General features: G+C 38.6%; 10 protein-coding genes and 1 pseudogene. 3 read left to right on the top strand and 8 right to left on the bottom strand.

Annotated features, from left to right (window positions below):
• Positions 1-163 (bottom strand): annotated as a pseudogene (locus B0I26_RS00170) (amino acid permease); the annotation flags it as partial.
• A 477-nt stretch (positions 164-640) separates the two neighbouring features.
• Here B0I26_RS00170 and B0I26_RS00165 point away from each other — a divergent pair.
• From B0I26_RS00165 to B0I26_RS00155, 3 genes are all read left to right on the top strand, one after another.
• Positions 641-997: a DUF485 domain-containing protein gene (locus B0I26_RS00165; protein WP_111643458.1), complete on the top strand. Its 357-nt coding sequence runs from the start codon at positions 641-643 to the stop codon at positions 995-997.
• Positions 997-2,538 carry a solute symporter family protein gene (locus B0I26_RS00160; protein ID WP_111643881.1) on the top strand — a complete coding sequence of 514 codons (1,542 nt, stop codon included), beginning with the start codon at positions 997-999 and terminating at the stop codon, positions 2,536-2,538. The genes B0I26_RS00165 and B0I26_RS00160 overlap by 1 nt, the downstream gene beginning before the upstream one ends.
• 315 nt (positions 2,539-2,853) lie before the next feature.
• On the top strand, positions 2,854-4,239 hold the full coding sequence (locus tag B0I26_RS00155; RefSeq protein WP_111643457.1) for a DUF5667 domain-containing protein: 1,386 nt from the start codon (positions 2,854-2,856) through the stop codon (positions 4,237-4,239).
• A gap of 168 nt (positions 4,240-4,407) precedes the next feature.
• Here B0I26_RS00155 and B0I26_RS00145 read toward each other — a convergent pair whose 3' ends face one another.
• The 7 genes from B0I26_RS00145 to B0I26_RS00110 form a co-directional block, all read right to left on the bottom strand.
• Positions 4,408-5,187, bottom strand: coding sequence for a HipA family kinase (locus B0I26_RS00145; protein WP_111643455.1), 780 nt, complete (start codon positions 5,185-5,187; stop codon positions 4,408-4,410).
• On the bottom strand, positions 5,177-6,280 hold the full coding sequence (locus B0I26_RS00140; RefSeq protein WP_111643454.1) for a glycosyltransferase family 4 protein: 1,104 nt from the start codon (positions 6,278-6,280) through the stop codon (positions 5,177-5,179). Before B0I26_RS00140 ends, B0I26_RS00145 begins: the two co-directional genes overlap by 11 nt.
• Positions 6,281-7,380: 1,100 nt before the next feature.
• Positions 7,381-8,490 (bottom strand): o-succinylbenzoate synthase, encoded by a 1,110-nt coding sequence (gene menC / locus B0I26_RS00130; RefSeq protein WP_111643452.1) that lies wholly within the window; start codon positions 8,488-8,490, stop codon positions 7,381-7,383.
• The gene (locus tag B0I26_RS00125) at positions 8,487-9,335 is read right to left on the bottom strand and encodes a GNAT family N-acetyltransferase (protein WP_111643451.1); all 849 of its coding nucleotides are present in this window, start codon (positions 9,333-9,335) and stop codon (positions 8,487-8,489) included. Before B0I26_RS00125 ends, menC begins: the two co-directional genes overlap by 4 nt.
• 14 nt (positions 9,336-9,349) lie before the next feature.
• Positions 9,350-10,477, bottom strand: coding sequence for a M20 peptidase aminoacylase family protein (locus B0I26_RS00120; protein ID WP_111643450.1), 1,128 nt, complete (start codon positions 10,475-10,477; stop codon positions 9,350-9,352).
• Positions 10,478-10,570: 93 nt separating this feature from the next.
• On the bottom strand, positions 10,571-10,993 hold the full coding sequence (locus B0I26_RS00115; RefSeq protein WP_111643449.1) for a threonine/serine exporter family protein: 423 nt from the start codon (positions 10,991-10,993) through the stop codon (positions 10,571-10,573).
• A gap of 19 nt (positions 10,994-11,012) precedes the next feature.
• Entirely contained in the window at positions 11,013-11,768 is a 756-nt protein-coding gene (locus tag B0I26_RS00110; RefSeq protein WP_111643448.1) for a threonine/serine exporter family protein, read from the bottom strand.
• Positions 11,769-12,207: the final 439 nt, after the last annotated feature.

Below are 12,207 nucleotides of genomic sequence, written 5' to 3'. Positions count from 1 at the left end.
CCGAAGCCGCAACTCCTGTTAAGACGAAGATTCCTGTACCGATGATCGCGCCAATCCCGAGCATCGTTAAGTCAAATGCTCCTAACTCTTTTTTCAATGCTATTCCTTTGTTTCCTGCTTCGTTCAACAGTGCGTCAACTGATTTTTTCCTGAATAAATTCATACAGATGGTCTCTCCTTGTTGCTTTTCTGTTTTATCTCTTACAAATTGGTAAAGTATCTTTTACTTCCTCTCTCCTTAAATACTTTTATACTTTTATGCGTTTACCGTTTTAAACTTTAACGCACAAAACGACAAAAATCAACACATTTTTTAAAAATTTTCTTAACAATAATGAATCGTAAAAAATACCTTAATATGAGTCCGTTACTCGTGCAAACAAATCTTACAGCTATGAAAAACGCATACGTTTAATCGTTCCACATGTCATAAAAAGAGAAAAGATTAAATCTTGTTTTTCAAATCGCAAAATAGAAAAACTCGTTTTCAACATGTTTATGATGAAAATAAATTTTGTAATTTACAAATTTTTCTGATAAATATATAATGGAGTTGTGACAAAATTGTGAACTGAAAAAAGGGAGGGGGTTTTTCGAAAGCGCTTTCTAAAATATAAACATTATAAAGGAGGTTACATGTATGGGAATGCAAGAAAGATCATTGCAACAAACTACTCGTCAACAACAAACATCGCTGGACTACACAAAAATTGTTCAGTCGGCATCTTTTCAACATTTAATGAAGGCAAAAAGAAATTTTATTTTCCCTTTTACCTTATTCTTTTTGGCATTTTATTTTACTCTTCCGATTTTGACTTCTTATTCTAAAGTGTTAAACAATCCAGCAATCGGTTCGATTAGCTGGGCTTGGATCTTTGCGTTTGCTCAATTTATCATGACTTGGACCCTTTGCAGCCTTTACTCAAAACGTGCCGCTAAATTTGATGAATTAGTGGAAAAAATTAAACAAGAAGTTAGTAAAGGAGGCGAAGGATGATGAACGTATTAGCATTCTTATTGTTTCTTGCCATTGTCGCGCTGACGCTTATTATTACTTACTTCGCTTCTAAAAAGACAAAAACAACGAGCGAGTTTTATACAGCGGGCGGCGGGTTAACAGGCTGGCAAAACGGCTTAGCCATTGCCGGTGACTATATGTCAGCCGCATCATTTCTGGGAATTGCCGGAATGATTGCCTTATCCGGGTTTGACGGCTTCTTCTACAGCATTGGTTTCCTCGTTGCTTATCTAGTCGTTTTATATATTGTCGCGGAACCTCTTCGCAATCTTGGCAAATATACAATGGCTGATATGATTGCCGCTCGTTTTGATGATAAAAAAGTACGCGGGGTTGCAGCTTTAAACACGATTTCCATTTCCATTTTCTATATGATCGCGCAGCTTGTCGGCGCAGGCGGCCTCATCAAACTTTTACTGGGCATTGATTATGTGTATTCCGTTCTCATTGTAGGTACATTAATGACAATCTATGTTGTATTTGGCGGAATGACAGCTACAAGCTGGGTGCAAATTATTAAAGCCGTGCTACTAATGGTAGGCACATTCATTATCTCTGCCATAGTGTTTGCTAAATTCGACTTTAACGTTGTTAAAATGTTCAATGAAGTAAAAACAGCAACTCCATTAGGTGAAGCGTTCCTCAATCCAGGCAACAAGTTTAAAGATCCGCTCGATACAATATCGCTTAATTTAGCTCTCGTCTTAGGTACAGCAGGACTTCCTCATATTTTAATTCGTTTCTTCACAGTAAAAGATGCACCAACTGCACGCAAATCTGTCGTATATGCTACATGGATCATCGGTTTATTTTATGTTATGACCATTTTCTTAGGATTCGGGGCTGCAGCGTTTGTCGGTTATGACAAAATTGTTGAAGCCAATCCTGCCGGAAATATGGCTGCACCTTTATTAGCCGAAGTATTAGGCGGAGATTTCTTATTCGCATTCGTTTCAGCGGTTGCGTTCGCGACTATTTTAGCGGTTGTTGCCGGTCTCGTATTATCCGCTGCGTCTGCATTTGCTCATGATTTCTATAGCCATATTGTCCGCCGCGGCCAGGCGACCGAAAAAGAACAGATGCTTGCCGCTCGCTGGGCTTCTATAGGAGTTGCTGTATTATCGATTCTTTTAGCGCTGTTTGCCCAAAAAATGAACGTTGCTTTCCTTGTAGCTTTAGCATTTGCAGTGGCTGCAAGCGCGAACCTGCCAATTATCCTTTTAACTATTTTCTGGAGACGTTTTAACACCACAGGCGCCGTAACAGGTATGCTTGTCGGATTATTAAGCTCCTTACTTCTAGTAGCACTGAGTCCAAATGTATGGTCACCACAAGCTGGTGCTGCGATTCTTGTCGGGGAACCGCTTTTCAAGCTCGCAAACCCTGGTATTGTCTCCATACCATTAGGCTTCATCGGTGCGATTGTTGGTACGCTCGTTTCTTCTAAGAGAGAAGATGACAAAAAGTTTGACGAAATTCTTGTCAAAGCTAATACAGCGATTAAAGAAGCTGCGAACTAATCAAATGAAAAGAGGCTGGCCCAAAAGAAAGTGTCAGACTCCGCAACACAATATATAGAATGAACTATATATTGTGAAATGCATGTGAGGTCAGACACTTGGGTCAGCCCTTTTTCTTATTCATTAAAAGAAATCAGTAAACGCATCGCTAACATTTTTTAAGTTTTTCTCCGTCTAAATAAAGTGTAAGTAAGACAGGTTCCTTTTCATTCCCCCAAATCATAAAAAATTTCTATCGCTTTCGGACAAAACGAAAGAAACGATAGCGAATACATATTAGTGAAGCAACAAAAACGATATAGGGGGATAACAAATATGAAGTTTGACAAAAACATTCGCAATGTCCTGGCAACTGGGATCATCACAGCAGCATTCTCTCTAACACTTGGAACAGATAATGTATACGCAAATGAGAATGAATCAGTGACACAAACTAACAGCACAACCATTGTCGAAGAAAACACAACAACAGGCACTACAGAAGCCGTTGAAACATCTCCAAAAATCACGACAACTGAGGTTGCCCCAGAAGATTCAACAACTGATAATGAAAAAGCAGAATCTTCTTCAGACGAAACATTAGGAGCAGAACAGCAAACGAAAACAAGTATCAATGATAATAGTAAAGAAACGTCTCCTCTTCTTCCGGGTGATTTCTTTTACTTCTTAAAAACGATGACAGAAAAAATTCGGTTAGCGTTAACATTTGATGATGTTGAAAAAGCAGAGTTGCTTGCAAAATTTGCTCAAGAGCGCATCACTGAGGCAGAAGCACTACTTACTCAAGGCGAGGAGGAATTAGCTAAAGAGGTTCTTGAAAAAGCGTTAGAGCAACAAGAATTCGCTATGGATAAGTATGAAGAAATGCCGCAAGAGGAAACTGCGAAAGAACAAAATCCTGTAAATGATGAAGCCGCGGAAAAAGAAACAAATACAGCAACAAATGAACAAACAGATCATTCAACTGCTGAAATGGATTCAATCCATCAACAGTTAGAGGAAAAGCTCTCGCAAAACATTTTAGCCTTGCAAGCGGCTTTAGAAAAAATTGAAAACCCTAGGGCAAAAGAAGCTCTCGCAGAAAACATTGCGAAAGCGCAAGAAAAGCTAGAAAAGAAAATGAATAAAAAACTGGCAAAACTTCAACAGAAAGAGTTAAAAACGGCGAAAAAAATCGATGAGCTAGAAAAAAAACTAGCATCTGGCGAACTTAGCCAAGAAGAGTATGAAAAAGAATTGGCAAACATTCAAGATCATCTAGCTGATGAGCAAGAAAAAACGATGGAAGAAACAACTGAAAAAATCGATAAAGTAACAAAACAGATACATAAAAAAATTTCTAGTAAACAAGAAAACGACGAAACAAAGCAGTTAGGTAACGATAATAATAACAGCTATACAAAAGAAGCAGAAGAACAAAAGCGTGAAGAACGGAAAGAGCAACATGAAATACAGCGTGAAGAAATGAAAAAAGCCGAAGAACAGAAACATGAAGAATGGAAAAAGCAACACGAAAAACAGCGTGAAGAAGCGAAAAAAGCCGAAGAACAGAAACGTGAAGAACGGAAAAAACAGCATGAAATACAGCGTGAAGAAATAAAAAAAGCGAAAGAACAACAACGTGAAGAAGTGAGAAAACAACACGAAGAAACAAAAAAAGCGGAAGAACAGAAGCATGAAGATGAAAAAGAGGAGAATTAATCTCCTCTTTTTTACTGCATTCATAGCTCACTTAATGAATGAACAAATAGCCTATAAAATAAAGAACAACTTCCTCTCCCTGCTTCAAAAAACAAAAACGATAATTCTATATGCCAATAAAAAGCAAGTAACACAAAAACATCGCTTGGAACTCGTTGACTAAGGAGATTATCGAACTATTTGTGAGTTCCGGATAGGACGATGCACTTTTTTAATAAACTTTTCGATTAACATCGGCAATACTTGTTCTCGTCTGTAAATAAGCACTTTGATGATTTCCTCTTGTTCTTCAAGAGATAAATGCCAGTCACAAGGAATCAGTAAAAGAATTTCTTCTAATAGTTGTATGGGGATGGTTTGAATAAGTTTAACTTGCTTTTTAAAGTCTTCTTCATCTGTAATAAATTGCGCCATCATTTCATGGGTAGCACTTTTCATGATTTTTTGCGGAAGGTGATGAAGATCGTTCGTTATCCAAGAAAATGAACCGAATATTTCAGCATGATCAATGATCCATAAAAAATAACTGCCTTCTTCCCGCTCTTGCAATAACACATTTTTTCGTGTCCGATCGGTATTACATAACCAATAGTCAAACACGATAATTCCGGCAAGGTCATTATGATTGATGATGTTTTTAATGGTTGCTTCATGTGCATTTATACTATTTTCTATATATTTACTCGCAAATTGTTTCACCGTATATTGAAATTGATCACTATTTGGAATCGTATCAATAAACTCTTTAGGCATCTCTACTAAACACGATGGGGCAACCGGCAATTCCATATACCGGGCTAAGCAATAGGCAAGCCATTCATTAATTAATGCTTTCTCTTCTGTTCCTTTAAACAATTTTACAACGTAATTTTCATTATTATCGAATGTAATGAAATGCGCGTTATTCGTTTTGCTTTCAAAAAGTTTGTGATACTGTTTAGGATTCATCCTCCGTCCCCTTCCTTGTTACTTCTTGCAAAACTTCAATATATCTATTCGCACAATGGGAAATGGAAAACATTTGTTCAACACGCTCTCGAGCTGATTTTGAAAGTTTTTCATATCGCTCTTGATGATCGACAATCCGATAAATTTGTTCCGCTGCTCCTCTAATATGCTCTTCTCGGAATAAGTATCCTGTTTTTTTATCTGTTACAATTTCTGGAATAGAAGAAACATTAGGTGCCACCACTGGAACGCCGCATGCCATCGATTCGATAAACGTATTACCGAAAGATTCTGCCCTCGTGGTTGCGACGGTACATCCGCCGGACTGTCTAATTTTTGCATAAACATGCGGCATCTCATGGTAAGGAACAACGGGAAACCATCGGATGATGTCAGTTAAGTTCTGTTTTTTCCTTTCATCTTCAAATTGTTGGCGTTCGACACTTTTAGCTCCGCCAATCACCCAAAATTCAATATCCTCTCTCTCTTTTTTTACTAGTTCAGCTATTTTTAATAGAAGACGCCAATTTTTCCGTACATCTAATCTGCCAATATACGCGACTACTTTTTTATTAGAAGGAGCAATCGGTTCTTTTTGAACATGGACTTCTTCGTTTTCTAGCGGTCGGAAAAATGATGTATCTAAACCGTTGTAGATCACTTCAATCGGTGCAGATTCATTGACTAGGATGGATAACACCCGTTTTTGGTGTTGGGAGGGGACAATAAATTTTTGCGGTTGAATTTGATGGCAGCCTTCCAAATTACGCTTTAATTTCATAATTTCAGGAGTGCGCGCTTCAATGATAACGGGACCTTTGTAATCCGCTTTCGCCAGCCAATCATAAGCTTTACTCGTATCAACAACAATAATCGCATCATAATCATTTTTCGTTAAAATTTCATGAATCACTTGTTCATCCGTTGTTAAATATACAGGAGCGATATCTTTCATCATATGCATCCCGCCAAGGTCTTTACAATAAAGAAATTCAGCCGTAATTCCATGCTTTTTAAAATAAATAGCTCGATTGCGCCATCCCGCATTCACTCCTCCGACCGTTAATAAACGCCAAATGACTAAAATTTTCAACTACATCTCCTCCCCGATACTTTGTTTTTCTTCTTTTCCTTATCGCTTTTACTACCTTTATATACAAGATTATTCAAGTGCTTATAATGTTCAACGTCAACAGCTTATTTGCTTCTTCACTTAAGGAATTCCAATCATAATCCTTCGCTTATACATTTGTTCGGCTTTATCAATATGAATATAATATTGCCATTCCTTATACAATTTTTGGGCTAACTCTTGGACATGTTGCAAAAAACAGCCTCATACTCTTTTCCTAAACCGCGCAATCATTTTCGCGGATACGGATATAGTCCTTCCTACATCTATCACTTTTAATGAGCCGTCCTCTTGAAGGGAAATCCGTATCCAAATTCTTTAAACATTAATAACAGTTAAATAAGACGATAAGCGAGTTCTTTTTTGCAAATATTCACGCAAATCAATTCCATATACCATTTTCATTACAGTAAAGTTTTTACCTTTACAGTATATTTTCGGAATCAGTGATGTGTGTAAGCGCAACGATACAGAAAAGGAATTTGGATACGTCAGCATTCTTTATAGTGATATTCAAAACGTTTCATATAGCAACATCCAAATCCCAATTGTTGCCCATCTTGTATATTTATTTGTCTATCGAAGACAACAAATGATCTTTATAACAATCAACGTATAATTGTCCATTGGTACCAACAACTGCGTATTGTACTTCATTAATAGTTAAGTTCCGCTTCTTCAATTCTTGTTTAATCCAACTCATATTATGTTTTGCTGTTACATTTTCGGAAATTATTTTGCCGTCTACGATTATTTCAGCTGGTAAACGTGGTGTCCCGTTTGTTTTCAAAGCTAAATCACTCTTTGTTATATTTTGATATTTTTCTTTTTTTTAAAACCGATAATTTTCCACTAACTGGAATTAAATTAGCATTGTTAAAAGACTAGTATGATTTATTTTCTAAAAGAATGTTGCTTTTTTTCCGTGTTTTTCAATCGTCAGTAATCGAACAAAGTTTACGAAAACAGCCTTAGCATATAAAAAATGCCGTTGAATAACTACATAACGTAGCAATTCGCCGGCATTATATCTCATTTTTTATTTCTTAACTGTCCTTTGCTCACGCTTTGTATGTTTTTGCAAAAACGGTATACAAGTCTACTTGACGGCGATCGACCTCATAACCGATACCTGGTCCTTCTGGAACAACAATCATTCCATTATGGACGGTTATTTCTGGTATAATGATGTCTCTTTCCCAATAATGTGAGGAAGCGGCTGTGTCACCCGGCATTGTAAAGTTCTCTAATGTCGTAATCGCAATATTATGCGCTCTTCCGACTCCCGCTTCAAGCATGCCGCCGCACCAAACCGGAATGTTGTTTTTTTGGCATAAGTCATGAATTTTCTTTGCTTCTGTCAAACCACCGACACGGCCAATCTTAATATTAATAATTTTACAGCTTCCAAGTTGAATCGCTTTTCTCGCATCTTCATACGAATGAATACTTTCATCTAAACAAATTGGCGTTTGCAATTGCGCTTGCAATGTCGCATGATCGACAATGTCATCTGATGCAAGTGGCTGTTCAATCATCATGAGATTAAATTCATCCAGCGCCTTCAAACGCTCAATATCTTGCAACGTATAAGCGGAATTGGCATCCCCCATGAGCAGAATATCTGAAAAATGTTTACGAATTTCTCGTATAACCTCGATATCCCATCCTGGTTTAATTTTTACTTTTATTCTCCGATAACCTTCTGTTACATACTTCTCAATGATTCTCAATAAATCATCGATACTTTTTTGAATTCCAATGCTAATTCCGACTCCAATTTCCTTCTTTTCCCCGCCAAGCGCTTTGCTTAACGGTATGTTTTGTTTCTTGGCAAATAAATCCCAAATCGCTCCTTCAATCGCCGACTTTGCCATATTGTTTTTGCGGATAAAAGAAAATCGTTCATTCAACTCATCTGGATGCTCAATCGGGGCCTTAAATATAAGCGGCAGTAAAAAATCCTCCAACATGTGCCAGTTCGTCTTGACTGTTTCTTCATTGTACCACGGAGAATGAAATGCAACAGATTCCCCCCATCCTGACACTCCATCTTCATCGATCGCTTCCACTAAAATAAAATCTTTTGTGCTAAATGAGCCAAAGCTCGTTGTAAAAGGAGATTTCAACTCCATTTGCAAATGCCGTAAAATAACCTGTTTTAGTTTCATGAAATACTGCCTCCTTGCAAAGGTAGCTGATTACGTTTGATTAAAACATAGTATTGAACAGGCTCATTCGCTTGTCTATAAACATGCGCTACTGCCCATCCTTCAGCAAACAATCCGACAAACACTTCCCTCGTCTTGTATCTCCAATCTAAGGCAAGCCCATAATCCTTTTCTTTTAATTCCTGAAAATTGATTGGAACAGGTACGAACAATAACGGCTGATTCCTAAACATTTCCCAGCGATATGATTTCCAAACTGCTTCCGGATCACCATTTTCCCTTTCCTTCCAATCGAGCAACACACTCTCTGGCACTAGCTTCAAGTTCGCAAACAGGCGGTGCCGGTAATCTAGATAAGGGCTGCCAACTAACCATTCGACATTAAAACGATCCGAAGGCAAATGTTTGTTTAGCTCATCATCCATTTCTCCATAGCAATTTTCAATATACTCAGAACAAATAGCACCTAGTTTGGCAATGTTTAAATTTCCATTTCGGCTTTCCAATGGATCATACGTCCAGCGAATTTTTCGGTACCCTAACTTCAATGCTTCTTCCGCTTGCTTCATCTTTAACCGATAACCAATCCCATGATTGCGAAACTCTTGGTCAATTCCAAGCATATGTGAACAGAGATAGACTTCTCCGTTTTTATAGCCCGGAAAGCTATAAACAAATCCTATTAGGCGTTCTCCTGCATAAGCGCCAATGACAATTCCGCCGTTTTTCGCCGCTGTAATTGTTTGATGAATAGGGACAGGACTTGTCCCCCACACTTTTTGTTCCAATTGAGACATTTTTATAAGTTCTTCAATCGTATCAATGTTGTGTAATGAAATCTCCAAGTTGTCCACTCCTTCTACGAATAGTTTTCAAACGTCTCCATAACAGCCCTAGCCAATATTTCAATTCCTGCAAGTAAATCTTCGCGGCGGAATGTCATTTGCGGATGATGTAATCCTGGTTGCAAATCGCATCCAAGTCCTAACATGGTTGTTTTGAGCATAGGCTTCATAAGTGAATAAAAATGAAAATCTTCTCCTCCTGACGTTATAATAGGCGGCGTGCATTTTTGTTCACCTAGAGCCGCAACAATGGCCCTCTCCATTATACGTTGTGCCTCCGGATTTACTTCCGCTGCGACAATACGCACCCCGGAACGCAGATGAATATCAGCACCGTAGATGACAGAAACCCCTTTTACCACATTGTGTAATTTTTCTAATAATTGCTCCATCATCTGATTGGTTTGTGCCCTTAAATCGAGAGTAAATTCAGCGCGATCAGGAATCACATTTCCGTTTTTTTCACCGGCACGAAACCTTGTCATCTTGATCGAAGCAGGCACTTGCGGGTCAACATGAATTTTGCTTAACTCTTGCACGAGGGCACTGCCTACTTCAATGACGTTCACTCCTAAATGCGGCCTTGCAGCGTGAGCAGCTACTCCTTTAATCTCCCCTTCGATAAACTGCGCTGCCCCGTGACAAATCGCCGGCGAAGCATAGCCGCTTTCGAGTTCCTGAATCGGCCGCAAATGGACACCGTATAAAAAATTCACATCATCTACAACACCTTTTTCCAGCATTTTAAGCGCACCCGTCCCTTTTTCTTCCGCCGGCTGAAAAAGAATTTTCAGCTTTCCGCAAGGCCTATAACCGATGCGATTAAGCAGTTTTGCTACTCCTAAAACCATTGTCATATGGGCATCATGTCCGCAAGCATGATTCGCCTGCCATTTTCCGTTTACTTCCTGCCAAAGCGCATCCATATCCGCTCGCAACCCGACTGTAAGTTGTCCTTCTCCAATTTCGCCGACTACACCTGTACAATCATTGAATGTTTGAACACGATACCCCTCTTGTAACAACTGTTTTTTCAAAAACTCCGTTGTTTTAAATTCTTCCCAGCTAATTTCCGGGTTTTGATGAAGATGCTCAAAAACTGCAAATATTTCTGTCTGCATTTCTTTGACCGCTTGTTTCATTTTGCTTCTTATCTCTCCCATTTTTTCTTGTTGATATGTAGCTAATGTTAGATTTTTGTTTGCTGCAACAGTGCTATGCAAAGCAAATATCGCTTATGATTTCTTTATTACTTGATTAATGACCTCAGAGAATACGAGTCCAATCGCAATCGCACCGGATATCATAAATGCTTTCGCTGCTAATTGAATCGCCATGCTGTAGTCGTTCATGACAACATGGCGCATGGCTTCATATGCTAATCCCCCGGGAACTAACGGAATAATTCCGGAAACGCTAAAAATCGTCATTGGTGTTTTATACATTCTCGCAAACAGCTGGCTTATAATCGCCACGAAAAAAGCAGCGACAAATGTAGCGAGAACAGAATCAAAATTGGATTGCACAAACAAAAAGTAAATCAACCACCCTAACATTCCGACAAGCCCGCCGTTTAACAGCAATTTTTTCGGAACGTTAAAAATAATGCCGAACGCAGCGGAAGAAATAAAGCTCGTAACTAGCTGTTCAATCATCATACAAAGTTCTCCCCACCTGCTAATAGATTGCAAAAATAATCGCAATGCCAGAACCGATGGCAAAGGCCGTTAAGAACGCTTCTGCCCCTTTTGACAACCCTGCAACTAAATGCCCTGCCATTAAATCTCTGACTGCATTCGTAATGAGAAGTCCCGGCACTAACGGCATCACCGAGCCAATGACAATTTTATCAAGTTCATGTCCAAATCCAATCATAACAAACAAAATCGACATAATCCCGATAATGAACGAGGCTAAAAATTCAGCGAAAAACTTAATTTTGACTAACCGATGGACATAAACGAGACAATAAAAACCTAACCCTCCGGATATAAACGCCGGCAAAAAATCTCCCCATCCGCCTTGAAACATAATGACAAAGCATCCGCTTGCAATCGCCGCTGCAGCAACTTGCAGCCAAAGCGGATAAGCAAGGTTTTTTGTATCCAGCTCTTTTAGCTGACGATGAGCTTCTTCTAATGATAGTTCCCCGCTGCTAATTTTACGGGAAATGCTGTTGACGATTGTGACCTTTTGCAAATCCGTTGAGCGCTCGACAATCCGGATTAGTTTCGTTGGCCCTGTTCCGTCAATCGAAAAAATAATCCCCGTTGGTGTCACATAGCTATGAGACGCTTGAATGCCAAATGAAGCGGCAATCCGCATCATCGTATCCTCAACACGATACGTCTCCGCTCCATTTTGCAGCATAATTTTTCCAGCTAACAAACAAATTTCGACGATTTCATTTGTTTGATCCAGCATTTTTTTCATTCTTATCTCTCCATACACTATCCATATTTTATTAATTGATGTTACAGGAAACGGAAGTGTTAGACAATAGAAAAAGGGAAAGTCAGAAATATTAGTTTTACAGTGCTTATTTTAATCATCGGAAGGTATGGCTCGCGAAAAAAAGTTACCTCACGGCTTCGTTTAAAAGAAATCGATAAAAAACGTCGTTCTTTGCGGAATTATTTTCTCAAGCTGTTCGACTTCTCAGACATCAATCATCTCCCTTTTGGCAAAATTTTTTTTTCGATTTCGCTTTTTTATCTGTAAAATCCTTGTTTTTGACATGAAAACTGTATATGATTAAGAAAAAAGATACAGAACAGTTAGACTGTGCAATTGGCTTAACAAGTAAGAATGGCTTTATCCTAATAAGTGACACAATATATATTAATAAAAAAAGCCTATAGGTCTTCCTACA

The sequence above is a fragment of the Paranoxybacillus vitaminiphilus genome (assembly GCF_003259935.1).
GTDB lineage: Bacteria > Bacillota > Bacilli > Bacillales > Anoxybacillaceae > Paranoxybacillus > Paranoxybacillus vitaminiphilus.
Note: the sequence above shows the minus strand (reverse complement) of the source record. Positions and strands in the feature narration are given on the sequence as shown.